Consider the following 22,316-nt stretch of genomic DNA (forward strand, 5'->3'; position numbering starts at 1 on the left):
GTGGTCGGCTGCGGTTCAGAGGCGTTCGCGGAGCCAGGCGATGTCGCTGCCCTGGCCCTCGGCCCCGCCGGGCGTCTCCACCACCACCGGCACCCCTGCGGTGCGGACGACCTCGACCAGTGCCTGCTCGCCGACGTGGCCGACCCCGAAGTTGGCGTGTCGGTCGGCGCCGGAGTCGAAGGCGTCGCGTGAGTCGTTGGCGTGCACCAGGTCGATCCGGCCGGTGATCGCCTTGACCCGGTCCACCAGCCCGACCAGGTCCTCGCCGCCCGCGTGCGCGTGGCAGGTGTCGAGGCAGAACCCGACCTGGTCGCTGCCCTCCGCGGTCGAGACCGCCTCCCAGAGCCTCGCGATCCGGTCCAGCCGTCGAGCCATGGCGTTGTCGCCGCCCGCGGTGTTCTCGATCAGCAGCGGCACACTCAGCTCCAGCCGGTCGATGCACTTGTGCCAGTTCTCGAAGCCGAGAGCGGGGTCGTCTTCCTTGAGCACATGGCCGCCGTGCACGATGACGCCGGCTGCGCCGATTTCGGCGGCGGCGGTCACCGTCTGCTGCAGCAGCTTGCGGCTGGGGATCCGGATCCGGTTGTTGGAGGTGGCCACGTTGAGGACGTACGGCGCGTGCACATACAAGGCGATGCCGGCCTGCTCCGCCGCCGACTTCAGGGCCGCGGCGCCGCCGTCGAACGCCACGCGAGGTCCCTTCCACCCCTGCGGGTCGCCGAGGAAGAACTGGGCCAGGGTGGCCTGGCGGGCGGTCGCCTCGGCGATCGGGTCGACCTGGTCGCCGTGACCACCGATCGGAAGGGTGCTCGGGTCTGCTGCGGTCATTCCTCGACCCTAGCCGCCGGGTCGGACAACGGTGGGACTCACTCGCCGGGGCGCTCGGGCCCCGACTGCCACCAGTCGCGCATCCGGCTGGCGGCGAAGCCGCCGACCCCGCCGACCACCCCGCCGATCTTGCCGACCACCTTGAACAGCGGGTCCGAGGAGGTGGCGAAAGCGTTCTTGTAGGAGCCGGCCGCCGCCTTGACGTCCTCGCTCAACGGAGCGTCCTTGTCCTGGGATCGACGGGGATAGTCGCCGGCGAGGATGTCGAGGTATTCGGTGTCCGCGGCCCATTTCTGCAGCTCGGCCGCGCGCTGGGCCGCTAGCGGGTGGTCCTGGTTGCTGATCTGGAGGATCTTCAACAGGCTGTCGCGGACGTCGCCCTTCGACTCATACTCCGCCGCCTGGTCCAAGAAGCCGGCGACGTCCATCTCGTCGGGGTCCTGCGCTCCGGCCAGCGAGGCATGGACCCGCAGCGCCGCTTTGGGGTCCTGCACGCACAGCAGCCCCGCTCGGTCCCCGGAGAGCTCCGACTTGCGGAACCACTCGTTCAACCCGACGATGATCGCCCGCAGCCCCCAGGCGCCGATCGGCATCCACTGGATCGAGGCGGAGATCTGGATCAGCTGCATCAGCATGGTGCGATAGACGGCGTGGCCCGAGAGCACATGCCCGACCTCGTGGCCGATCACGAACCGCAGGCCGTCGTCGTCGACCAGGTTGAGCATGCCGGTGCTGATGACGATGATCGGCCTGTCGAGCCCGATCGTCATGGCGTTCGGGACCGGGTCCTGCTGGACGTACAGCTCCGGGATCGGCTGGAGATCCAAGGTGGTCGCGCATTCGCTGACGATCTGGTGGAGGTCGGGGTACTGCCGCGGTGACACCCGGACCGAGGTGGCGAGATAGAGCAGCCGGACGCTGCGTTCGCCGATCGCGCCGGAGATGGCCTTCAGCACCCCGTCGAAGCCCGGGATCGCCCGCAAGGCCACCAGTGCGCCCCGGTCGGCCGGGTGCTCATACGCCCGCGGGCTCAGATCGGGGAACCGGATACGTCCAGAGCGGACGGCGCGACGGGTCTGGGTCATGACCAGAATCTACGCCGTGGGTCCGTTCAGTGCAGGCGCGCGACGGGTGGGGTCGACAGCTGAAGTGCAGATGGGTCCGATCGGGGTCGAGGCAAGGACTTTTGCCGGTCCAGGGGGCTTCGATGCACAGAAGTTATCGAACGCGGGGGGAGGCGTTTGCCTTGCGCAACGATTTGTTCATCGCCGCTATGGCAAACTGCAGGCATGTCCGCCCCACCGCTGCGCGCCCAAGGTTCGTCGACCTCTGACGAACCGAATCAGTCGGGCGCTTCTACGACGGTTTCCCGGGCTGGCGGCTCGGCTCCGGCCAAGGGTCCGCGGCCCTGGGGTGAGTGGTTCCTCGCCCTGGCCCTGCTGGCCCCCAACGTGATCCTGCTGCTGGTCTTCACGTACCGGCCGCTGATCGACAACATCCGGCTCTCCTTCTACAACTGGAACATCTCCTCGCCCCGTGCGCGCTTCATCGGGATCGACAACTACCGGGAGTGGTTCGGCGCCCGAGACACCGGGATCATCGTGTGGAACACGGTGGTGTTCACGCTCGCGACCGTGGTCGGGTCACTGGTGCTCGGGCTGCTGCTCGCGTTCCTGCTGGACCAGAAGCTCCGCGGTCGCAACTTCGTCCGGTCTCTGGTCTTCGCACCGTACGTCATCTCCGGCGCCGCGATCGGTGTTGCGTTCCAGTTCGTCTTCGACCCGAACTTCGGCCTCATTCGGGACCTGCTGGCGAAGATCGGCCAGGCGGTGCCCGACTTCTACCAGGACCCGACGTGGGCGATGGTCATGGTCACCGTCACCTACATCTGGAAGAACATCGGCTATACCTTCGTGATCTATCTCGCCGCCCTGCAGGGCCGGCAGATGGAGCTGGACGAGGCGGCGGAGATCGACCGGGCCTCGGCCCTGACGAAGTTCTGGCGCGTGACGCTGCCGCAGCTGCGCCCCACCACCTTCTTCCTCTCGATCACGGTCCTGCTCAACTCCGTGCAGGTCTTCGACATCATCAACGTGATGACCCGCGGCGGTCCCGTCGGCAACGGCACCACCACGATGGTCTTCCAGGTCTACCAGGAGACGTTCGTGAACTCCCGAGCCGGCTATGGCGCCACGGTGGCCACCATCATGTTCTTGGTGCTGCTCGCCATCACGCTGTTCCAGGTCCGTGTGATGGACAGGAAGGACGTCTGATGGCCACGACCGACACCGCGCTCGAGAAGGGCCTGGGCGCGAAGATCGCCGGCTATGCCGCCATCGTCGGCGTGGTGCTCATCGTCGGCGCCCCGCTGTACTGGATCCTGATCACGTCGCTGAAGGAGCGGACGGACATCTACGTCCAGCCGGCGACGTGGTGGCCGAACCCGTTCTTCCCGCAGAACTACTCGGTCGTGACCTCCGATGTGCCGTTCCTGGCCTACCTGCGCAACTCGATCCTGATCACCGCGATCCTGACCGTCGTCGAGGTCACCCTGGGCGTTCTCTCGGCCTACGCGCTGGCGTTCCTCCGCTTCCCCGGGCGGAACCTGCTGTTCATCCTCATCCTGGCCGCCTTGATGGTGCCCAACCAGATCACGGTGATCTCCAACTACGCCCTGGTCGCCGGGCTCGGGTGGCGCAACACGTTCCAGGGGATTATCGTGCCGTTGGCCGGGGTGGCGTTCGGGGCGTTCCTGATGCGCAATCACTTCCTCTCCTTGCCCTACGAGATCATCGAGGCAGCCCGGATGGACGGGGCGCGGCCGATGAAGATGCTGTTCCGGGTCGTACTGCCGATGTCGTGGCCGACCGTTGTGGCCTTCACCCTGATCACGATCGTGACCGAGTGGAACCAATACCTGTGGCCGTTCCTGATGGCTGACACCGCAGCAACCGCTCCGCTCCCGGTGGGCCTGACCCTGCTCCAGAACAACGAGGGACTGACGAACTGGGGTCCGGTGATGGCCGGCACGGTGCTGACCATGCTGCCGATCCTGGTGATCTTCCTCTTCCTGCAGCGTCAGATGATCAAGGGCCTCACCTCCGGTGCTGTCAAGGGCTAGACCTTTTCTTTCCTCTCCACGGTCTTCGGACCACCCACACAGATTCGAGGATTTCTCATGAACGATATGAACCGACGCAGGTTCCTCACCCTCTCCGGCGCCACCGCGTCAGCTCTGACCCTCGGCGCCTGCGCCGGCACCGGCGGTGGATCCGGTGAGGCCCAGGAGGGCGAGCCGGGCACCATCAACTTCTGGAGCAACCACCCCGGGCAGTCCAAGGAGCTCGAGACCAAGCTCGGCAATGACTTCATCGCCGCCAACTCGGGCACCAAGGTGAACCTGATCGATGCCGGCGCCAACTACGAGGAGGTGGCCCAGAAGTTCAACGCCGCCCTCTCCGGCGGTGAGCTGCCTGACGTCCTGGTCGTCTCCGATGTCACCTGGTTCAACCTGGCCCTCAACGAGGCGCTAGCGCCGATGGACGACCTCTACGCCGACGCCGGAGTGGAGACCGAGGACTACGTCGACTCGCTGTTCGCCGACTACGCCTTCAAGGACAAGCACTACGCGCTGCCCTACGCCCGGTCGACCCCGTTGTTCTACTACAACAAGGGGATCTGGGAAGCCGCCGGTCTGCCGGACCGCGGACCCAAGACCTGGCAGGAGTTCGCCGAGTGGGGTCCGAAGCTGGCCAGCCAGGGATCCAAGGGCGCGATGGCGATCAGCGACGGCACCGACTACCTCGACTGGTACTTCCAGGGCATGATCTGGTCGTTCGGTGGGGCGTACTCGCGTGAGTGGGAGCCCACCTTCAGCGACCCGAAGTCGCTGGAGGCCGGCAAGTTCATGCAGCAGCTGTTCAAGGACAAGTACCTGCGGATCGCCAAGGAGCCGAGCAGCGACTTCGCCGCTGGGATCACCTCCGGCTTCATCGACTCCACCGGCACCTTGGGCGGCCTGGCCAAGACCGCCAAGTTCGACTACGGCACGGCCTTCCTGCCGGCTCCGGAGGGAGTGCTGAGCTGCCCGACCGGCGGCGCCGGTCTCGCCATCCCGAACGGCATCTCCGACGAGCGCAAGGCACTGGCCATGAAGTTCATCAACTTCATCACCAACACCGACAACACGATCACCTTCTCCCAGGCCACCGGCTACATGCCGACCCGGAAGTCGGCGCTGAAGGATCCTCGCGAGCTGGCATACCTGGAGAAGAACCCGCGGTCCCGCACGGCGGTCGAGCAGCTGCCGTTCACCAAGTCCCAGGACTACGCCCGCGTCTTCGTGCCGGGTGGCGGCCTGCGGATCGGCGCCGGGCTGGACCGCATCACCCGCGGCGAGGACGTCGCCACGGTGTTCGGTCAGCTGGCGACCGAGACGCAGGAAGTCATCGACCGCGACATCAAGCCCAAGCTCTGACCCACGCGGGGTTCGCGGACCACTTCTAGAAGCGAGGACAACTATGGCAACCGTCAAGTACGAGGGGGCGTCGCGCCACTTCGACAAGACGAGCGACCCTGCGGTCGACTCCCTCGACCTCGACATCGCCGACGGCGAGTTCCTGGTCCTCGTCGGCCCGTCGGGCTGCGGCAAGAGCACGTCGCTGCGGATGCTGGCGGGCCTGGAGCCGATCGACAGCGGCGCGATCCTGATCGACGGCAAGAACATGGTCGGCACCCCGGCCCGGGACCGTGACGTGGCCATGGTCTTTCAGAGCTATGCGCTGTATCCGAACATGACGGCCGAGGAGAACATGGCGTTCGCCCTGCGCAACGCCAAGATGCCGAAGGACGAGATCCGGCGTCGGGTGGCGGAGGCGGCCGAGGTGCTCGAGCTGGAACCGCTGCTCAAGCGCAAGCCGGCCAAGATGTCGGGTGGTCAGCGGCAGCGGGTCGCCATGGGGCGCGCCATCGTGCGCAGTCCGAAGGTGTTCTGCATGGACGAGCCGCTGTCCAATCTCGACGCGAAGCTGCGGCTCAGCACCCGGTCACAGATCGCCAGCCTGCAGCGTCGGCTGGGGACCACCACGGTCTACGTCACCCACGACCAGGTGGAGGCGATGACCATGGGCGACCGGGTGGCGGTGCTGCTCGACGGCAAGCTGCAGCAGGTGGCGCCGCCGGAGGAGCTCTACGAGCACCCGGTGAACACGTTCGTCGCCGCCTTCATCGGGTCGCCCGGAATCACGCTGGTCGATGGGGTGCCGGTGCGTAACGGCTCGGCCTGGCTCGGCGACGGGTCGGTCGAGCTGCCGATGCCACGCGAGCTGGCCGACCGCGCCGGCGACCGGGTGACGCTCGGCCTCCGGCCGGAGTCGTGGGACCTGTCCGAGCCTGATGCGGACGGGGCGCTGCAGCTGCGGGTCGAGCTGCTGGAGGCGTTGGGCTCGGAGTCGTTCGTCTACGGCAGGCCGGTCCGCGAGGCCGATGATGTCACTGTGCGGTCGGAGCGGGTCGCGGTCCGCGTTGACAAGCATCTGAAGCCGAGCATCGGCGATGTGCTGCACGTCCACCCGCGGGCCAAGGAGGCCTACTACTTCAACAGCGAGACGGGCCGCGCGCTGGAGCACTGAGGATCGCGACGATTCGCTGCACGACGCTGCAGCCGGTATCGTTTCGGTGTTGGCGTGCCCGAGATCGTGGGGTGCGCCACAGATTCGGGCCCGCAGAGCGGTCCGCGTCAAGCATTCGCCCTCCTGCCATGGGGACGTCCCACGGCCGTTGAGACCAGAGGAGGTGGAGTTCGCGCATGCGTAAGTACGAAGTCATGGTCATCATGGACCCCGACACCGATGAGCGTACGGTTCAGCCCACGCTCGAGCAGTTCCTGACCGTCATCACCAAGGGTGGTGGCACCGTGGACAACCTGGACATCTGGGGTCGTCGTCGCTTCGCGTACGAGATCCAGAAGAAGACCGAGGGGATCTACGCGGTCATCGACCTCACCGCCAACCCGGCCGACGTGAAGGAACTGGATCGCCAGTTCTCGATCAACGAGTCGATCATGCGCACCAAGGTCATCCGACCCGACGTCCGCTGATCCACAGATCTGATCCGACGGCTGCGAACTGTCGGTAGCCCCTGGCACGCTGAGGGGCGACCGTCCGCGTCAGGTCGACGCGGCAGCCTCTCGACACACTCACGTCAATCACGGAGACCCACATGGCAGGCGAAACCCTCATCACCCTGGTCGGCAACCTCACCGCCGACCCGGAGCTCCGCTTCACCCCTTCGGGTGCAGCCGTGGCGAACTTCACCGTCGCCTCGACCCCTCGGACGTTCGATCGTCAGACCAACGAGTGGAAAGACGGCGACGCGATGTTCCTCAACTGCGCCGTCTGGCGTCAGGCTGCGGAGAACGTCGCCGAGTCGCTGCAGAAGGGCATGCGGGTCATCGTGCAGGGACGGCTCAAGTCCCGCAGCTATGAGACGCGTGAGGGTGAGCGCCGTACGGTCTTCGAGATCGACGTCGACGAGATCGGCCCCGCACTGAAGTACGCCACGGCCAAGGTCACCCGTTCCTCGGGTGGCGGCCAGGGCGGCGGCGGTGGTGGCCGACCCTCCGGCGGCGGCGGCGGCGGTGGCGGAGGCGGCGGCAGCTTCGGAGACGACCCGTGGGCGAGCGGCAATTCCGGCGGCTCGTCGGGCGGCTCGCGTTCGACCGGCTCCGACCCCTGGGCAGCGCCCCAGAGCGAAGAGCCTCCCTTCTGATCTTCGGATCAGCGAGGACATCAACCAAACATTCGGCACATTCCGGCCACGGGTAACAGGACCCGGGCCGGGCTCGGAAGGAGAGCACCACAATGGCCAGTTCCCCACCTGTTCAGCGCAAGGTCAAGAAGAAGTCCAACCCTCTCAAGGCCGGCCAGAACATCGACTACAAGGACACCGCGACCCTGCGGAAGTTCATCTCTGAGCGTGGAAAGATCCGCGCTCGCCGGGTGACCGGGCTGTCCGTGCAGGAGCAGCGCAAGGTCGCCATCGCCATCAAGAACGCCCGCGAGGTTGCGCTGTTGCCGTATGCCTCGACGGCCCGCTGAGTCGAGGAGTAACAGATATGAAGCTCATTCTGACTGCAGCGGTCGACAAGCTCGGCGTGGCCGGCGACGTGGTCGAGGTCAAGGACGGCTACGGCCGTAACTACCTCGTCCCGCGTGGCTTCGCCATCCGCTGGACCCGTGGCGGCGAGAAGCAGATCGAGGGCATCAAGCGCAGCCGTGACGCTCGCGAGATCCGTGGTCTGGACCACGCCCAGGAGGTGCGCGAGCAGATCGAGGGTCTCACCGTCGAGCTGCCCGTCCGCGCTGGCGACACCGGCAAGCTGTTCGGTGCTGTCACTGCGGCTGACGTCGCCTCCGCGATCAAGAAGGCCGGCGGCCCGTCCGTCGACAAGCGCAGCATCGAGATCGGCAAGCCGATCAAGAACGTCGGTACCCACACCGTCGGCGTGAAGCTGCACGACGCGGTCACCGCGCACGTGCCGCTGACGCTCGTCGTCCAGGGCTGACCTCTTCGCACCACCCAGACGATGCACCGGTTCGCGTTCTGCGAGCCGGTGCTTTGTCGTTCCAGGGCATCCGTCGGTTCCGGAGACATGCGCCTCGACTGGGGACCACCGGCAAGACGACGAGTCGCGCCGTCCCCTCCATTCCGGCCGCTCGGGGCGCCAGTGGCGGAGCCCCTTTGCGGTGCGAGATTAGGCGTGCACTGCGAGCCATTCGGCGACGGCGTCGATGGTGTTGTCGCCGATGATCTCATCGGCGGCGCGTTGCACTTCGAGTGCGGCGTTGCCGACGGCGATGGCGTGGTCGGCGACGGCGAACATCGACAGATCGTTGTGGTTGTCGCCGAAACATACGAGCCGGTCGGCGGTCAGCTCGTCTCTGAGCGCGCTGAGCGCGGCCGCCTTGGTCGCGGCCGTTGAGCTGACTTCCAGCCAGAACTCGCCTGGGGTGTAGATGTCCTCGCTGAGCACGACATGGCAGCCCTCAAGATCATCAGTCACCTGCTCGTGGAGCCTGCGCAGAGTACGTTCGTCGCTGATGATCGAGGTGTAGAACACGCTGGTGCTGTCGATGGTGTCCCAGCTATCGAGCGGCATCAGTCTCGGGTCATGACGACGGCGGGCCAGGAACCCCTCGATCTGAAGCGTGACGTGCGGTTGCAGCCAGGTGACCCGGTCGCGGCCCTGGTGGATGACAAACACGATCGGCTGTACGCCGTGCTTGACGCTGGCCTGTTGGATCGCGGACACGGCCCGGGCGGGCATCATCGTGGCTGGTCTCGGTTGCCCGGATCGAGGATCGACGATCACCGCACCCCCATAGGTGACCACCGGCGCTTCAAGGCGCAGGTCCGCAGTTACCCGCGCCGCCGAGGTGAACGAGCGGGCGGTCGCGTAGGTGAACAGCACGCCAGCGCCGACCAGATCATTGACCACGCTGATCGTGCGACGGCTGAGGGTCTGGTCGCGGCCGAGGAGCGTTCCGTCCAGGTCGGACACGTAGAGGGGCCGGGCGGTGACACTGGCGCTGCTCGACACCGGCCCAATCTATCCATCCAACTTCGGTGCACCGCCGATGGCCCGAATCAACCTGCGCTGTCGGCGCCCACCGGCGCCCACCGGCGCCCACCGGCGCCCACCGGCGCCCACCGGCGCCCACCGGCGGCCGCGGGCAGGCGGCAGCCGCGACGTTGGGAAATGCGGCAATGACGTCGGTCCCCGATCCGACGCTTCCCGAGCAAGGCCAACTTCGCCAGCTACACCGGCATCGCACCCGTCGACGTCAGTTCCGGCGACCACGTCCGGCACCGCCTGAACCGCGGCGGTGACGGCTCAGCTACGCCCTCCACATCGCCGCGCTCGTCCAGGTCCGCCTGCCCGGAGCCGGCCGCGACTACTACCTGCGCAAGCGCGACGCCGGGAAGACCGCGCTCGAGGCCACGCGCTGTCTGAAGCGGCGGCTCTACGACGTGGTGTTCCGCGCGCTCGCGGATGACGTGAGCGCGCTCGACCAGCTTCCGCCGCAGGACAGACCCGCCGTCGACGACCAGACCGGATTGCCCGTCCTGCACGAGACAGCCCTGCAGGACCCTCAGATAGAGGAGGTTATCTGAGGGCGGGGCGTCTTCGCGGTCCGAGGTCAGCCCTTCTAGATGAGTGTGACCGGGATCCTGTGTACCAGGAGCGGCTTGACCTTTCCCTAGCGGTAAGCCTGACCCTCGTCCTGTAGCCGGAAGTACCGGCAGTGGAAGGATCCATCAACATGATGAGTATTGGGCAGTTCGCCCAGAGCACTGGACTCAGCGCCAAAGCGCTACGCCTCTACGACGAGATGGGGTTGCTCACCCCCGCTGAGGTTGACGTCGCCAGCGGCTACCGCCGCTACCGGCCAGACCAGATACGTCGTGGCGCACAGCTCGCTGTGCTGCGGCGAATGGGTGTGCCGTTGGAGCTGGCCGGACAAGTGGTTGCCTCTGACCCGGACCGCTCCACCGAGCTCCTCGATGCTCACACAGCACAGGTACTCGCGCGCCAGGCTGACGAGCGCGCTGCGCTCACGTCCGGCCGGAAGTTGCTCGAGGATTATGAAGAGCCAGTGCAGCTGCAGCGGCGCCATGCAGTAGCCCAACCGTGGGTCGGTGCCGTTCTCGACGTCCCTTACGACTCGGGGCGCAAAACGTCAGACCAGCTAGACCTTGATGATGAGACCGCGAACGCGGCTTTCGCCAGTCTGTATGCAGCGCTGACGGAGGCCGGTGTCACAGTAGTCGGACCGTGGTGGACGACGCTGACCTCCAGCGAGGACGAGAAGTCGGTGCAAATCGTGCTGTGCTGGCCGGTGAACGAATTGCCCGCGAGAACCCTCGCTGTGCAAGGGTTGCAAGTTCGGACCGGCGTGCTGCCTGAGCGGACCGAGGCGCTGGTTCAGGTGCTGCACCCGATGGGCGGGACAGATGACCAGGCTGAGCAAACCATGGCAGGAGTACCAGTGGCAGCAGCGGTACATCTCGAAGAGCAGCTCGTCGAAGGTAACGAGGCACTAGACGGGCAAGTGCGCCAAGTCGGACTACTCGACGCCAACGGAACTCCAGTAGGAGTAGAACTCGTCATCACCACCGCCGTACATCGCGAAGGATGAGGTGGTCCAGAACGCCGCTTCGCCTTCGCCGACTCACCTAGATTGTGCTGCTAGCCTCAGCGGGTTTGACAGTGAGGGGGGAACCGTTATCTGACGGTCGAAGGTGGTCCATGCGGGCGCGCTGGCGTTCACCAAACACTCTGTCACTCGTGCACCGGTACCCCGTTGGCCCACGGGACAGTGAGTTCTCAGTTGCACACGCTTGATCATCCAGCGACGCTGGCAGGGTGCACATCTTGAACAGGCCAGACCGTTTCCCTCGTTCAAGCCGGTATGACCCCGACTGGTTGCTCGCGTTGGACATGGGACCGCACCCGCTGTGGCAGCTGGAAGACCTGCTCCCCGACCTGCGCCTCAGCCCGGGCGGCCGCGTCCTCGACCTCGGCTGCGGTCGAGGGGCTACAGCGATCTTTCTGGCTCGAGAGGCAGACGTCCTCGTCTCTGCGTTCGACCGGTGGGTCGACGAGGATGACCTCCGGGCGGTGGTCAACGCCGCCGGCTTCGCTCACCAGATCTCCGTGTCGATTGGCGACGTACGACACCTACCGTTCGACGACGCCGAATTCGACGCCATCGTCAGCGTCGACGCCTTCGAGTACTTCGGCACCGACGTGCACCTGCTGCCGACCCTGCTCCGCGTCCTCAAGCCCGGCGGCCGGATCGCCATCTCGACCCCGGCGCTAAAGATCGACCCTTATCTCCAGGCCCCACCCAAGCAGGTAACGGCGTTGGCCGGTTGGGAGGCCGCAGCGTGGCATGCGCCGGACTGGTGGCGACAGCACTGGGAGCTCACCGGCCTGGTCAAGGACGTCACCGCCCGGATGCAGCCCGGCAGCAGGGACGACTGGATGCTGTGGGCACGGGCGACCGGTGCAGGCGACGGCGATCCGCTCCTGACGATGCTGGCCTCGGTCGAACCCGACGACATCGGCTTCGCCCTGGTCAGTGCGGTCAAGGCACAGGCCTAACGGCCGTCCGGCTCTGACCGATTCCGGTAGACCTTGGCCGTTGACACAAAGGAACCGTTACCTGAAGGTCGAGAGCAGGTCAGCCCGGCGGCGGTTGGCTTGTAGCTTATATTCGGCTCAGACGGTCATGGCGCAATCCAGGCCCGAAGGAATCAGCGGTAAATCTCGCTGCGATGACCCACCGCCATAACTAGCACGACGAGAACGTCGTCACGAACCTCGTAGATCACCCGGTAATCGCCGGTACGAACGCGCCACTCCCCGTCACCACCAACGAGCTTCTTCGCCCCCGCCGGTCTCGGATCGGCGGCAAGAAGTTCGACCACCGCCTGGATACGGCGACGCGCGGGCGGATCAAGCTTCCGTAGCTGGCGCGCCGCCGCAGGGGCGAGGTCGATCCGATAGGTCACGCGAGACCCAGGTCCGCCTTGACCTGTTCCCACGGGATCGGGGTCTCACCGGTCTGAGCCATCTCTGCGCGCGCCGCCCGGGCCGCGTTGATGTCCGCTAGATCCTCGGCAGCCGCGATCAGACGCTGCAAGTCGTCTGCGTCGATCACCGCGGCCACCCGCCGGCCGCGTCGGGTGAGGTATACCGGGTCATGGCCGACCCGCGCTTCGTCAACAACGTCCGCCAACCGAGCCCGAGCCTCCGACACAGTCACCTCAGTCATGTCCTTACGATATGTCGAATGCGCTGAAACGTACAATTCGGCACAGTGTTCAGTCGGCGCTCCGCCTATCGCTCGATGCCGGGCCGTTCGACAGGCGGTCCGCGGTAGGTGACGTTCCACTCTGCCGCCGCGTCTTTGGCCCCGATCGGATCGTGCGGCCACTGTCGTGCCAGCCTAGAAGGAGCGTCTCTCTACCAAGGAGTCACATGTCTGTCGTCTACACCGCTGTCGCCACCGCCACCGGCGAAGGTCGCGAAGGTCACACCCGGTCCTCAGACGGCCTGGTCGACTTCGACCTGGCCATCCCGCGGGAGATGGGTGGTCCCGGAGGCCACACCAACCCCGAGCAGCTCTTCGCGGCGGGTTACGCCGCTTGCTTCCACAGCGCGCTCAAGTCTGTGGCACGGGCCCAGAAGGCGACCTTCTCCGACTCCGCCGTGACCGCCGAGGTCGGCATCGGCCCGAACGACGCCGGCGGCTTCGGCCTCGAGGTGACACTCCACGTCGAGCTCGGCGGGATCGACCAAGCCGCGGCTGAGCAGCTGGTCGAGGCGGCGCACCAGGTCTGCCCGTACTCCAACGCGACTCGGGGCAACATCCCCGTTGTCCTGGAGACCGTCACCGCCTGACATCGACTCAACGCCGCGCCGCGACTATGTCTGCCACCGAGCGAGCGGGCGAGCGGTCCAGGCGACGCCGAGTCGAGCGGTGCGGTCGAGGTGGTGCACGGAGTCGGAGGCCTGGTCCACTATGTGGCGGCGGCTTGGAGATTAGGTCCGCCTTAGTTAGGTTACCCATACCTACTAAGGAGGTCCTCTTTGTCTCTCTTCTCTCGTGCCATGGTCGCCGTCGTGGCGGCCGGTGCCGTTCTGTTCGCCGGATGCGGCACAACGGTCGATGGCGCAGCACCAGCCGAATCAGCCGCCCCCACGATCACCGTGGCCCATGCCCAGGGCGAGACCGCCGTGGCGGTGAACCCCGCCCGCGTCCTCACCTTCGACATGGCAGCGCTGACCACGCTGGACGCGTTGGGAGTCAAGGTTGCGGGGCTGCCCAAGGCCAACCTGCCGGGCGGGCTGGAGAAGTTCAGCGACGAGGCGTACACCAATATCGGCACGCTCTTCGAGCCGGACTACGAGGCCGTCAATGCCGCCAAGCCTGACTTGATCATCGTCGCCGGCCGTTCGGCCGCGGTCTATCCCGAGCTGAGCAAGATCGCGCCGACCATCGACCTCTCCAACGATGCGGCGAACTTCAAGGACTCGGTGGTGAAGAACGCCGAGATTCTGGGCACCGTGTTCAACAAGGACGCCGAGGTGAAGGCCATGGTCGCCGAGCTGGACCAGAGCATCGCGGAGGTATCCAAGCTCGCGAAGTCGGCCGGCAACGCCTTGATCGTGATGACCAACGCGGGTGAGGTGACGGCGTTCGGCCCCGGATCCCGGTTCGGGTTCCTGCACGACGAGCTGGGCGTGACGCCCGTCATCAAAGACGTGGAGAAGGCCACCCACGGCGAGGCGGTCTCGTTTGAGTTCCTGCTGGAGACGAACCCGGACTGGATGTTCGTCGTCGACCGTGACGCGGCGACCGGTAACGGTACGGCGAACGCAGAGCGGGTGCTCGACAACGAGCTGGTGCGCAAGACGACGGCGTCGCAGAAGGGCCAGATCGTCTACGTCGATCCCGTCGCCTGGTACATCGTCAGCGGTGGCCTCACCAACCTGCAGGCGATCACCAACGAGGTGAAGACCGCCCTCACGCGATGACGGTGGTGGAGGTGGGCCTGGCGCACCACGTCGGACGGGGCCGGCTGGTCCTGGTCGGCGCGGTCGCCGGGCTCCTCGTGGTCGCCGTCGGAAGTCTCTTCATCGGGGTCAGCGACGTGACGCCGGCAACTCTGCTGCGAGCCGAGTCCGCCGACAGCCGGGCCGTCCAGGTGCTCCTGCTGAGCCGGCTGCCCCGGACGTTGTCCATCCTGCTGGCTGGGTCGGCGATGGCCATCTGCGGCCTGGTGATGCAGATGCTGGTGCGGAACCGGTTCGTCGAGCCGTCCACCATCGGCACCACCGAAGGGGCTGGTCTCGGCCTGCTGCTGGTGACCATCTTCGCCCCGGGCCTCCCCCTGTGGGGCAAGATGCTCGCCGCGGCTGCCGTGGCGCTGCTGAGCACCTTGGTGTTCGTCCGCATCCTTCGCGCGTTGCCACTGCGATCAGTCGTGCTGGTGCCGCTGGTCGGTCTGATGCTGTCGGGGGTGATCGGCGCTGTGTCCACCTACATCGCCTTCAACGCCGACCTGCTCCAGACGTTGTCGGCCTGGATGACGGGCGACTTCTCAGGAGTCATCGCCGGCCGCTATGAGCTGCTCTGGGCGGTCGGTGCGCTCACCGTGGTGATCTATCTGGCCGGCAACCGGTTCACGGTGGCCGGCCTGGGGGAGGAGTTCACGACCAACCTGGGCCTCAACTTCCGCCGGACCCTCGCGATCGGGCTGGTCGTGGTCTCCCTGGTCACCGCGGTCGTGGTGGTCGTCGTCGGCGGTCTGCCGTTCCTGGGTCTCGTGGTCCCCAACATCGTCAGCATGATGGTCGGCGACAATCTGCGTCGGTCGCTGCCGTGGGTGGCGGTGCTCGGTGCTGGTTTCGTCCTCGTCTGCGACATCCTTGGGCGGCTGGTCCGGTTCCCCTACGAGATCCCCATCGGTGTCGTGGTGGGTGTCGTGGGGGCAGCGCTCTTCTTGTTCCTGCTGCTTCGGAGGTCTGCTCGTGTCGGCTGAGACGACAATGCCGACCGCGGTCGAGCCTGGGTCCGCGATAGGGGTCTCCCGCCGTCCCGTGCGGGTTCTCGCGGTCCTCGGCGGGCTCGCGGTTGCCGCGGTGATCGCCTTCCTCGTGGTTGGCGCCCAGGGCAGCTGGGATTTCGTCCTCCCGTTCCGCGGCCGGCGCTTGGCCGCGCTCGTGCTCGTCAGCTTCGCGATCGCGGTGTCCACGGTGATCTTCCAGACCGTGACCGAGAACCGGATCCTCACCCCCTCGATTCTGGGCTTCGACTCGCTCTACGCCTTGATCCAGACCTGCCTGGTCTTCTTCCTCGGCTCGTTCGCGTTGGGGGCGGTGCCGCCGGTGCTGCAGTTCGGCGGGGAGGTGGTCGTCATGGTGGCCGCCTCGACGCTGCTGTTCCGCTGGCTGTTCGGCGGGCCGCGGAAGTCGCTGCATCTGCTGCTGCTGGTCGGCATCGTCCTCGGGACCTTCTTCCGCAGCATCTCGGCGTTCCTGCAGCGCCTCATCGACCCGAACGAGTTCGTGGTGCTGCAGGACCGGCTGTTCGCCAGCTTCAACGCGGTGAACCCGCAGCTGCTGATCATCTCGACGGTGATCGTCCTCGGCTGCACTGTGCTGCTGTGGAGCGCCCGGCGCGATCTCGACGTCCTCAGTCTTGGCCGGGACCTCGCCACGGCACTGGGCGTCGACCACCGTCGGTTGGTCATGCGGCTGCTGGTGGTCGTGGCGTTGCTGGTGTCCGTCTCGACCGCCCTGGTCGGGCCCATCACCTTCTTCGGCCTGCTGGTGGCCAGCCTCGCGCACCAGCTGACGCAGAGCCACCGCCACGCCGTGCTGCTGCCGGCGGCGGTCCTGCTGGCCGTGATCGCCCTGGTCGGTGGCCAGACCATCTTGGAACATGTATTCGGCCTGGGCACTGTGCTCAGCGTCATCATCGAGTTCGTCGGAGGAATCGTGTTCATCCTGCTCGTGGTCAGAGGGGTGCGGCGATGATCGACGTGCTCGGCGTCACCAAGGCGTACGGCACGCTGCGCGTGGTCGACGACGTCGACCTGCAGCTGCCGAGCGGTGGCGTCACCTCGATCATCGGGGCCAACGGCGCCGGGAAGTCGACCTTGATCTCGATGATCTCGCGGCTCCTCCCGATGGACGCCGGCCGCATCGTCGTCGACGGTCTCGACGTCAGCCGGGTGCCCAGCATCGAGCTGGCGAAGAGACTGTCGATCCTCCGGCAGGAGAACCACCTCACCGCTCGGCTGAGCGTGCGTGACCTGGTGGCGTTCGGTCGCTATCCGCACTCGCGCGGGCGGTTGACCGTGGTGGACGAGCAACGCATTCATCAGGCGCTCGACTATCTGGACCTGCACGAGCTGGCTGACCGGTTCCTCGACGAGCTCTCCGGCGGGCAACGGCAGCGGGCCTTCGTCGCCATGGTGCTGTGCCAGGACACCGACTATGTGCTGCTGGACGAGCCGCTCAACAACCTGGACATGAGCCATGCGGTGGCGATGATGCAAATCCTGCGCCGCGCGGCCGACGAGCTCGGCAAGACCGTCGTCCTCGTCATCCACGACATCAACTTCGCGTCCGCCTATTCCGACCACATCGTGGCCATGAAGGACGGGCGGGTCGTGCTGCAGGGAACACCGGAGCAGGTCATTGCTCCCGGACCGCTGCGCGAGGTGTTCGGGCTGGACGTAGACGTCCACGTCATCGACGGCCGTCGGATCGGGGTCTACTACAGCTAGCACCTGCGATTAGGGTCGAGGCCATGACTGATGCGGCACCCGACCCACGCTCCGAGCGCAGCCGTCGGCTCCGGCTGACGGTGCTGGTCGGGGTCTCGCTGCTGCTCAGCCTGGTGCTGCCCAACCTGACGATCGGCTCCGACGTCGGGTACGGCGACTGGCTGATCCCGGCGGGGTCGTATTTCCTCAACGTCCAGGTCGCCTCCTTCGGCCCGGCGGCCTCCGGTCTGCTGGCGTTCGCCTGCAACGTCGCCTACGCCGGCCTCGCGGCGCAGGAGCTGGGCCTTGTTCTGGCGGCGGCCACCTTCTGGGTCTTGGCCGGTGAGGAGGTCAACCGCTGGTTGTGGCGGCTGCTGGTGGTCGCCGGCGCTCTGCTGGCCCTCGGCGGGGTCCTCCCCGTCGTGGCCCGGCTGATGATCGCCGGTGCGGGGGTGGACGCCAGCCTCGGGTTCGCCTTCCTGGCCACGCTGGTGGCCGCCGCCCTGCTGCTCTGGGGGGCTCGGCAGAGCAAGGAGCGGATCGACCTCTCCTGGTATCCCACCCGGCCGGAGCTGCAGTAGGACGTCGGGCAGGTCTGTGTTCGCTCAGCTGTCGACGCGGCGGCTCGGGATCGGGCTGGTCGTGGCTGGGCGGGGATGGGGATGGGCGGGGTTCGCCGGGTTCAGGCGGGAGCGCCGACGCGGACCCACGCGTCGCCCCGGGCCCGCAGGACCAAGGTGACCGCCCGGGCGGTGATGAAGCCGCCGTAGGCGACCCAGAGCCACAGCAACCCCGCGTCCAGCGCATGAACGATGAGCACCAGCGGGATGTACGCGAGCAGCGCCAGCAGCCCCGCAAGAGCGAGGTAGCGGCCATCGCCCGCGCCGATCAGGACTCCGTCGAGGACGAAGACGACACCGGCGATCGGCGTGATCACCGCGACCACGAGCAGCACCCGGGTGACCGTGTCCTGCACCGCGGGGTCGGGGGAGAAGAGACCGACATAGAGCGGGCGGGTGAGGAGCAGCAGGAGGCCGAACGCGACCCCGCAGACCACACCCCAGCCCACCATCCGCCGGGTGATGGCCCGGCCGAGCGCGACCTGTCCGGCACCGAGCTGACGGCCGATGATGGCCTGGCCGGCGATCGCGATGGCGTCGAGCGCGAACGCCAACAGCGCCCAGAGTGAGCTGATCACCTGATGACTGGCCAGGGCCACCGCGCCACCGGTGGCGGCGACCAGCGTCGTCATGGTGATCGCGGCATGCAACGTGGCGGTCCGGGCCACCAGCCACACACCCGCCCGGGCGGCCCGCAGGACGCCCGCCGGCCGCAGGGTGATGGGCGCGTGCTCGCGGCGCGCGCCGCGGACGACGATCACCGCGAGCACCACCGCGGCGGCGGTCTGCGCGATCAGGGTTCCCCAGGCCGAGCCGGCGATACCGAGCCCGACGCCGTACACCAGGACGAGGTTGAGCACGATGTTGGCCAGGTTGGTGATGATCGCGACGTAGAGCGGGGTCCGAGTGTCCTGCAGCCCGCGCAGCACCCCGGTGCTGGCCAGGAGCAGCAGGATCGAGGGCAGTCCGCAGGCGGCGATCCGCAGATAGGTGATGGCGTGGTCGGCCACCTGCGGACCGACGTCGTAGAGCCCGATCACGGCGGGCATCGCCAGCTGCAGTGCGCCGCAGAGCAGCAGCCCCAGGACGAGCGCCAGCACCATCCCGTCGAGCCCGCCGGCCAGGGCACCGGCCCGGTCGCCGGCGCCGAGCCGGCGCGCGACCGACGAGGTGGTGCCGTACGCCAGGAAGATCGACAGGCCGGTGAGGATGCCCAGGACGTTTGCGGCCACCCCCAGCCCGGCGAGCTGGGTGGTGCCGAGATGGCCGATGATCGCCGAGTCGCTCAGCAGCAGCAGCGGCTCCGACACCAAGGTGGCGAAGGCCGGTAGGGCGAGCGCGAAGATCTCCTTGTCCAGAGCCCGGTTGGTCGGTCGCGTCGCGGGAGGCGGGGTGGTACGGGTCACCGCCCAGGGATATCAGGCGCCGCCCTCGGCGCGCATCTCGGCGTCCTCGGTGACCGCGCCGGGTCGAGAAAGCGCTATGAACCCGATGGCTGGGTAAGGGGCAGTCATGGACATCTGGGAACGCATCCGATACGCCCGAGACCGTGCGCTGGACGGAGAGCGGACCGAACGTCAGCGGCTGGCCGACGCGGACACCCCTGAGCTGCAGTCCGCAGCGTCGGTCCGGCTGGCCACCCGGCAGGCGGTCCGCGAGGCGCTGGACGACGTCCTGGACGAGCACAGCGAGGTCGACAAGGCCGCTCGCCCGGCACGCGGATCGCAGCAGAGTGCCACCTCGGAGGCGAATGACGCTCCCGAGCCCGCCGACGACACCGAGGCCACCGACACCCCACAGGCCCCGGACGGGCCAGGTGCCGTCGGTGCTGACGTGGCCGGCCTTGATGCACCGGGCGCGGACACCGAGAGCGACGATGCCGACGTGGCGAAGCAGCCGGAGGACCAGATCAGCGGTTGATCCCGGGTGGCGGATCCGGTGGTCAGCGGGGCTGGGCGTGCTCCACGGCCACGGCGATCTCCCCGTGGCCGGCGAAGCGAACCACTGCCGTCTGCCCAGCGGTCACCTCGTGGATGCCGGTCGAGGCGCCCGTCGCGAGATGGTCGCCGGCGCGCAGGGCAATGCCACGCTGGGCGGCTCGGGTGAAGAGAAACGCGAGCGCGGCGCCGATCCCACCGGGTAGCCGCTCGGCACCGCCGGTGCCGACCACCACCTGGTCGACCGCGGTCTCGGTGGTCAGCGACGACGGCGACCGCTCACGCCAGTCGGTGATCTCGGCACCCACCACCAGCCCGTTGTTGTTGCCGAAATCAGCCACCGTGACGGTCGGGCCCAGGGCGTTGATGCTGGCCAGAGGGCTGCTGGCGACCTCCAGTCCCAGGTGCAGGGTGGCCGGGTGCCGGAGCGCCTCTGACGCCGACCAGACGCCTCGGTCGGGGTCGACGTCGGCTTCGAGCCGGATGACGTACTCGGCCTCGACGGCGCCGAACCCACCGGGAAACACCAAGGCGGGCGCCCCGTCACCCGACGCGGTCAGCTGTCCGCGCCAGATCGGACCCATCAGCCGCTCGTCGCCGCTGGCATCACGACGTTCCGGTGCGATGTAGCCGATCTTCCAGCCCGCCACCTGGTCGGGCCAGCCGGCGATGGCCAGATCCTGAATCCGATAGCCGGCGGCCAGGTCCGCCGGGACCGGCCCGGGGAAGTCGGCCAGGGGGCGGGCCTGCAGGCGGGCGGTCACGAAGGCAGCGGCAGCGGCCTCGTCGGCGTGCCGGCGTCTGTGGGCCTCGTCGGCGTGCCGGCGTCTGCGGGCCTCGTCCTCGAGCGGGTCGGTCATGGGCTCAGCCTAGAGCGAGGTACGCCCGCGGTTTCCGCGGACCGCAGGCAGCTGTCTCAGAGGCGCTGGAACGGGTCCGGCGTCATCGTGTACTTCGCCGACAGGTATTCGGCGATGCCTTCCAAGCCGCCTTCACGTCCGAGTCCGGACTGCTTCACGCCGCCGAACGGAGCTGAGGCGTTGGAGATGACGCCGACGTTCAGCCCCATCATCCCGGTGTCGAGGCGCTCGATCATCCGCTGCCCCCGGGCCAGGTCGGTGGTGTAGACGTAGCTGACCAGTCCGTACTCGGTGTCATTGGCGAGCCGGACTGCTTCGTCCTCGTCGGCGAAGGTGGTGATCGGCAGCACCGGGCCGAAGATCTCCTCCCGGCTGATCCGAGCCCGCGGCGGCACATCGGTCAGGACGGTCGGGGCGTAGAAGAAGCCCTCGCCCTCGATCGGGGCGCCGCCGACGACCGCGGAGGCACCCTGCTCGACTGCCTCGTCGACCAGCTCCTGCACCTTGCGCCGGGCCTTCTCCTCGATCAACGGGCCGATTCGGGTGTCGGGGTCGGTGCCGTCGCCGACCCTCAGCTGCTGGACCCGTTCGGCCAGCGTGGCGGTGAACCGCTTCGCGATCGACTCGTGCACCAGGATCCGATTGGCGGCCGTGCACGCCTCGCCGGTGTTGCGGAACTTGGCCAGCATCAGCCCGTCGGCGGCTGCGTCGAGGTCGGCGTCGTCGAAGACCAGGAAGGGGGCGTTGCCGCCGAGCTCCATCGAGGTCCGCAGCACCTGGTCGGCGGCCTGCTTCAGCAGGCTGATCCCAACGGGCGTGGACCCGGTGAAGCTGAGCTTGCGCAGCCGCGGATCGGAGAGGATCGCAGCCGACGTCTTTTTCGCCGTCGTGGTGGTGATGACGTTGACGACTCCGGCGGGAAGCCCGGCCTCGGTCAGCAGCTGGACGAAGAACAGCGTGGTCAGCGGGGTCAGCTCAGCGGGCTTCACCACCACTGTGCAGCCCGCGGCCAGGGCCGGTGCGATCTTGCGGGTGGCCATGGCGAGGGGGAAGTTCCACGGGGTGATCAGATAGCACGGTCCGACCGGTCGCTGGCTGACCACGGTCCGTCCGTTGCCCTCGGGGTTGATGCCGTAGCGGCCGGTGATCCGGACGGCTTCCTCGCTGAACCAGCGCAGGAACTCCCCGCCGTAGGTGACCTCACCGTCGGACTCGGCCAACGGCTTGCCCATCTCGAGGGTCATCAGCAGACCGAGCTCAGCGCGGTGCTGCTGCACCAGCTCGTACGCTCGCCGCAGGATCTCACCCCGTTGCCGCGGCGGTGTCGCTGCCCATTCCTCCGCGGCGGCGACGGCCGCGTCGAGGGCGCGAAGCCCGTCGCCGGCGTCGGCATCGGCCACGCTGGCCAGCGACGCTCCGGTGGCGGGATTGACCACCTCGAAAGTCCGGCCGGTCCCGGCGGGCACCCACCGCCCGGCGATGTGCAGCTCACGCGGAACGCGCCGCAGCAACTCTGCGGGATCGACGCTCATCTGGTCCTCCCAGCTCGGAGATCTCTCATCCGTGGAGGCTACTCCGCAGCGTTCTTCCGCAGCCGGCCAGGCGCACGAGCAAGTTGGACCAAGTCACGAGCGGGGCCCGCGGATGCTCGTCGGATGGGGAAGAATCGCTGCAGCCACGTTGTGCGGCCAAGACCGACCCCGCGACCTCGTCGCACCTGTGAACGC

Annotated in this window: 26 protein-coding genes; 18 read left to right on the top strand and 8 right to left on the bottom strand. The window is 67.5% G+C overall.

Annotated features, from left to right (window positions below; translation table 11 throughout):
• Positions 1-15: 15 nt before the first annotated feature.
• Both AC1XX3_RS16160 and AC1XX3_RS16165 read right to left on the bottom strand, forming a co-directional pair.
• A complete protein-coding gene (locus AC1XX3_RS16160) occupies positions 16-828 on the bottom strand; it encodes a deoxyribonuclease IV (RefSeq protein ID WP_483322198.1) in 813 nt (270 codons plus the stop codon).
• A gap of 38 nt (positions 829-866) precedes the next feature.
• Positions 867-1,913 carry a M48 family metallopeptidase gene (locus AC1XX3_RS16165; RefSeq protein ID WP_483322199.1) on the bottom strand — a complete coding sequence of 349 codons (1,047 nt, stop codon included), beginning with the start codon at positions 1,911-1,913 and terminating at the stop codon, positions 867-869.
• A gap of 204 nt (positions 1,914-2,117) precedes the next feature.
• Between AC1XX3_RS16165 and AC1XX3_RS16170 the strand changes: the two genes are divergently transcribed.
• From AC1XX3_RS16170 to rplI, 8 genes are all read left to right on the top strand, one after another.
• Positions 2,118-3,101 carry a carbohydrate ABC transporter permease gene (locus AC1XX3_RS16170; RefSeq protein ID WP_483322200.1) on the top strand — a complete coding sequence of 328 codons (984 nt, stop codon included), beginning with the start codon at positions 2,118-2,120 and terminating at the stop codon, positions 3,099-3,101.
• Positions 3,101-3,949: a carbohydrate ABC transporter permease gene (locus tag AC1XX3_RS16175; protein ID WP_483322201.1), complete on the top strand. Its 849-nt coding sequence runs from the start codon at positions 3,101-3,103 to the stop codon at positions 3,947-3,949. Before AC1XX3_RS16170 ends, AC1XX3_RS16175 begins: the two co-directional genes overlap by 1 nt.
• A 57-nt stretch (positions 3,950-4,006) precedes the next feature.
• A complete protein-coding gene (locus AC1XX3_RS16180) occupies positions 4,007-5,305 on the top strand; it encodes an extracellular solute-binding protein (RefSeq protein ID WP_483322202.1) in 1,299 nt (432 codons plus the stop codon).
• A gap of 43 nt (positions 5,306-5,348) precedes the next feature.
• Complete coding sequence (locus tag AC1XX3_RS16185) at positions 5,349-6,458, top strand: ABC transporter ATP-binding protein (protein WP_483322203.1); 1,110 nt, start codon at positions 5,349-5,351, stop codon at positions 6,456-6,458.
• 176 nt (positions 6,459-6,634) lie between these two features.
• Positions 6,635-6,925, top strand: a complete 291-nt coding sequence (gene rpsF, locus AC1XX3_RS16190; RefSeq protein ID WP_483322204.1) for a 30S ribosomal protein S6 — start codon at positions 6,635-6,637, stop codon at positions 6,923-6,925.
• A 122-nt stretch (positions 6,926-7,047) separates the two neighbouring features.
• Positions 7,048-7,596 (top strand): single-stranded DNA-binding protein, encoded by a 549-nt coding sequence (locus tag AC1XX3_RS16195; RefSeq protein ID WP_483322205.1) that lies wholly within the window; start codon positions 7,048-7,050, stop codon positions 7,594-7,596.
• 92 nt (positions 7,597-7,688) lie between these two features.
• Positions 7,689-7,925: a 30S ribosomal protein S18 gene (rpsR, locus tag AC1XX3_RS16200; protein ID WP_483322206.1), complete on the top strand. Its 237-nt coding sequence runs from the start codon at positions 7,689-7,691 to the stop codon at positions 7,923-7,925.
• 17 nt (positions 7,926-7,942) lie between these two features.
• On the top strand, positions 7,943-8,392 hold the full coding sequence (rplI, locus tag AC1XX3_RS16205) for a 50S ribosomal protein L9 (RefSeq protein ID WP_483322207.1): 450 nt from the start codon (positions 7,943-7,945) through the stop codon (positions 8,390-8,392).
• 189 nt (positions 8,393-8,581) lie between these two features.
• Here the strand turns inward: rplI and AC1XX3_RS16210 are convergent, their stop codons facing one another.
• Positions 8,582-9,427, bottom strand: a complete 846-nt coding sequence (locus tag AC1XX3_RS16210; protein WP_483322208.1) for an HAD family hydrolase — start codon at positions 9,425-9,427, stop codon at positions 8,582-8,584.
• Positions 9,428-9,610: 183 nt separating this feature from the next.
• On the opposite strand from AC1XX3_RS16210, the gene AC1XX3_RS16215 reads away from it, so the two are divergent.
• The 3 genes from AC1XX3_RS16215 to AC1XX3_RS16225 all read left to right on the top strand — a co-directional run bounded on the left by AC1XX3_RS16215 (position 9,611) and on the right by AC1XX3_RS16225 (position 11,995).
• Positions 9,611-9,841 carry a transposase gene (locus AC1XX3_RS16215; RefSeq protein WP_483322502.1) on the top strand — a complete coding sequence of 77 codons (231 nt, stop codon included), beginning with the start codon at positions 9,611-9,613 and terminating at the stop codon, positions 9,839-9,841.
• Between the two features lie 310 nt (positions 9,842-10,151).
• Positions 10,152-11,027: a MerR family transcriptional regulator gene (locus tag AC1XX3_RS16220; RefSeq protein ID WP_483322209.1), complete on the top strand. Its 876-nt coding sequence runs from the start codon at positions 10,152-10,154 to the stop codon at positions 11,025-11,027.
• A 302-nt stretch (positions 11,028-11,329) separates the two neighbouring features.
• Complete coding sequence (locus tag AC1XX3_RS16225) at positions 11,330-11,995, top strand: SAM-dependent methyltransferase (RefSeq protein ID WP_483322210.1); 666 nt, start codon at positions 11,330-11,332, stop codon at positions 11,993-11,995.
• Positions 11,996-12,147: 152 nt separating this feature from the next.
• On the opposite strand, the gene AC1XX3_RS16230 is transcribed toward AC1XX3_RS16225, so the two are convergent.
• Both AC1XX3_RS16230 and AC1XX3_RS16235 read right to left on the bottom strand, forming a co-directional pair.
• Positions 12,148-12,405, bottom strand: coding sequence for a type II toxin-antitoxin system RelE family toxin (locus AC1XX3_RS16230; protein WP_483322211.1), 258 nt, complete (start codon positions 12,403-12,405; stop codon positions 12,148-12,150).
• Complete coding sequence (locus AC1XX3_RS16235; RefSeq protein ID WP_483322212.1) at positions 12,402-12,668, bottom strand: type II toxin-antitoxin system Phd/YefM family antitoxin; 267 nt, start codon at positions 12,666-12,668, stop codon at positions 12,402-12,404. The genes AC1XX3_RS16230 and AC1XX3_RS16235 overlap by 4 nt, the downstream gene beginning before the upstream one ends.
• A gap of 206 nt (positions 12,669-12,874) precedes the next feature.
• Between AC1XX3_RS16235 and AC1XX3_RS16240 the strand changes: the two genes are divergently transcribed.
• The 6 genes from AC1XX3_RS16240 to AC1XX3_RS16265 all read left to right on the top strand — a co-directional run bounded on the left by AC1XX3_RS16240 (position 12,875) and on the right by AC1XX3_RS16265 (position 17,753).
• Positions 12,875-13,297 carry an organic hydroperoxide resistance protein gene (locus AC1XX3_RS16240; RefSeq protein WP_483322213.1) on the top strand — a complete coding sequence of 141 codons (423 nt, stop codon included), beginning with the start codon at positions 12,875-12,877 and terminating at the stop codon, positions 13,295-13,297.
• A gap of 189 nt (positions 13,298-13,486) precedes the next feature.
• On the top strand, positions 13,487-14,434 hold the full coding sequence (locus AC1XX3_RS16245; RefSeq protein WP_483322214.1) for a siderophore ABC transporter substrate-binding protein: 948 nt from the start codon (positions 13,487-13,489) through the stop codon (positions 14,432-14,434).
• Entirely contained in the window at positions 14,431-15,441 is a 1,011-nt protein-coding gene (locus AC1XX3_RS16250; RefSeq protein ID WP_483322215.1) for an ABC transporter permease, read from the top strand. The genes AC1XX3_RS16245 and AC1XX3_RS16250 overlap by 4 nt, the downstream gene beginning before the upstream one ends.
• A gap of 58 nt (positions 15,442-15,499) precedes the next feature.
• Positions 15,500-16,438 carry an iron chelate uptake ABC transporter family permease subunit gene (locus AC1XX3_RS16255; RefSeq protein ID WP_483322216.1) on the top strand — a complete coding sequence of 313 codons (939 nt, stop codon included), beginning with the start codon at positions 15,500-15,502 and terminating at the stop codon, positions 16,436-16,438.
• On the top strand, positions 16,435-17,193 hold the full coding sequence (locus AC1XX3_RS16260) for an iron ABC transporter ATP-binding protein (RefSeq protein ID WP_483322217.1): 759 nt from the start codon (positions 16,435-16,437) through the stop codon (positions 17,191-17,193). The genes AC1XX3_RS16255 and AC1XX3_RS16260 overlap by 4 nt, the downstream gene beginning before the upstream one ends.
• Positions 17,194-17,216: 23 nt before the next feature.
• Positions 17,217-17,753, top strand: coding sequence for a hypothetical protein (locus AC1XX3_RS16265; protein ID WP_483322218.1), 537 nt, complete (start codon positions 17,217-17,219; stop codon positions 17,751-17,753).
• Between the two features lie 101 nt (positions 17,754-17,854).
• Here AC1XX3_RS16265 and AC1XX3_RS16270 read toward each other — a convergent pair whose 3' ends face one another.
• Positions 17,855-19,198 (bottom strand): MATE family efflux transporter, encoded by a 1,344-nt coding sequence (locus AC1XX3_RS16270; RefSeq protein ID WP_483322219.1) that lies wholly within the window; start codon positions 19,196-19,198, stop codon positions 17,855-17,857.
• A gap of 106 nt (positions 19,199-19,304) precedes the next feature.
• Here AC1XX3_RS16270 and AC1XX3_RS16275 point away from each other — a divergent pair, with 106 nt between their 5' ends.
• Positions 19,305-19,712 carry a hypothetical protein gene (locus AC1XX3_RS16275; RefSeq protein ID WP_483322220.1) on the top strand — a complete coding sequence of 136 codons (408 nt, stop codon included), beginning with the start codon at positions 19,305-19,307 and terminating at the stop codon, positions 19,710-19,712.
• A 22-nt stretch (positions 19,713-19,734) separates the two neighbouring features.
• On the opposite strand, the gene AC1XX3_RS16280 is transcribed toward AC1XX3_RS16275, so the two are convergent.
• On the bottom strand, positions 19,735-20,589 hold the full coding sequence (locus AC1XX3_RS16280; protein WP_483322221.1) for a 2-keto-4-pentenoate hydratase: 855 nt from the start codon (positions 20,587-20,589) through the stop codon (positions 19,735-19,737).
• Between the two features lie 56 nt (positions 20,590-20,645).
• On the bottom strand, positions 20,646-22,121 hold the full coding sequence (locus AC1XX3_RS16285) for an NAD-dependent succinate-semialdehyde dehydrogenase (protein ID WP_483322222.1): 1,476 nt from the start codon (positions 22,119-22,121) through the stop codon (positions 20,646-20,648).
• Positions 22,122-22,316: the final 195 nt, after the last annotated feature.

The sequence above is a fragment of the Microlunatus sp. M237 genome (assembly GCF_056896895.1).

Coding starts and splice junctions, on each gene's coding strand:
- AC1XX3_RS16160 (WP_483322198.1), bottom strand. CDS start 828: ATGACCGCAGCAGACCCGAGCACCCTTCCGATCGGTGGTCACGGCGAC.
- AC1XX3_RS16165 (WP_483322199.1), bottom strand. CDS start 1,913: ATGACCCAGACCCGTCGCGCCGTCCGCTCTGGACGTATCCGGTTCCCC.
- AC1XX3_RS16170 (WP_483322200.1), top strand. CDS start 2,118: ATGTCCGCCCCACCGCTGCGCGCCCAAGGTTCGTCGACCTCTGACGAA.
- AC1XX3_RS16175 (WP_483322201.1), top strand. CDS start 3,101: ATGGCCACGACCGACACCGCGCTCGAGAAGGGCCTGGGCGCGAAGATC.
- AC1XX3_RS16180 (WP_483322202.1), top strand. CDS start 4,007: ATGAACGATATGAACCGACGCAGGTTCCTCACCCTCTCCGGCGCCACC.
- AC1XX3_RS16185 (WP_483322203.1), top strand. CDS start 5,349: ATGGCAACCGTCAAGTACGAGGGGGCGTCGCGCCACTTCGACAAGACG.
- rpsF (WP_483322204.1), top strand. CDS start 6,635: ATGCGTAAGTACGAAGTCATGGTCATCATGGACCCCGACACCGATGAG.
- AC1XX3_RS16195 (WP_483322205.1), top strand. CDS start 7,048: ATGGCAGGCGAAACCCTCATCACCCTGGTCGGCAACCTCACCGCCGAC.
- rpsR (WP_483322206.1), top strand. CDS start 7,689: ATGGCCAGTTCCCCACCTGTTCAGCGCAAGGTCAAGAAGAAGTCCAAC.
- rplI (WP_483322207.1), top strand. CDS start 7,943: ATGAAGCTCATTCTGACTGCAGCGGTCGACAAGCTCGGCGTGGCCGGC.
- AC1XX3_RS16220 (WP_483322209.1), top strand. CDS start 10,152: ATGATGAGTATTGGGCAGTTCGCCCAGAGCACTGGACTCAGCGCCAAA.
- AC1XX3_RS16225 (WP_483322210.1), top strand. CDS start 11,330: ATGGGACCGCACCCGCTGTGGCAGCTGGAAGACCTGCTCCCCGACCTG.
- AC1XX3_RS16235 (WP_483322212.1), bottom strand. CDS start 12,668: ATGACTGAGGTGACTGTGTCGGAGGCTCGGGCTCGGTTGGCGGACGTT.
- AC1XX3_RS16240 (WP_483322213.1), top strand. CDS start 12,875: ATGTCTGTCGTCTACACCGCTGTCGCCACCGCCACCGGCGAAGGTCGC.
- AC1XX3_RS16250 (WP_483322215.1), top strand. CDS start 14,431: ATGACGGTGGTGGAGGTGGGCCTGGCGCACCACGTCGGACGGGGCCGG.
- AC1XX3_RS16260 (WP_483322217.1), top strand. CDS start 16,435: ATGATCGACGTGCTCGGCGTCACCAAGGCGTACGGCACGCTGCGCGTG.
- AC1XX3_RS16265 (WP_483322218.1), top strand. CDS start 17,217: ATGACTGATGCGGCACCCGACCCACGCTCCGAGCGCAGCCGTCGGCTC.
- AC1XX3_RS16275 (WP_483322220.1), top strand. CDS start 19,305: ATGGACATCTGGGAACGCATCCGATACGCCCGAGACCGTGCGCTGGAC.
- AC1XX3_RS16280 (WP_483322221.1), bottom strand. CDS start 20,589: ATGACCGACCCGCTCGAGGACGAGGCCCGCAGACGCCGGCACGCCGAC.
- AC1XX3_RS16285 (WP_483322222.1), bottom strand. CDS start 22,121: ATGAGCGTCGATCCCGCAGAGTTGCTGCGGCGCGTTCCGCGTGAGCTG.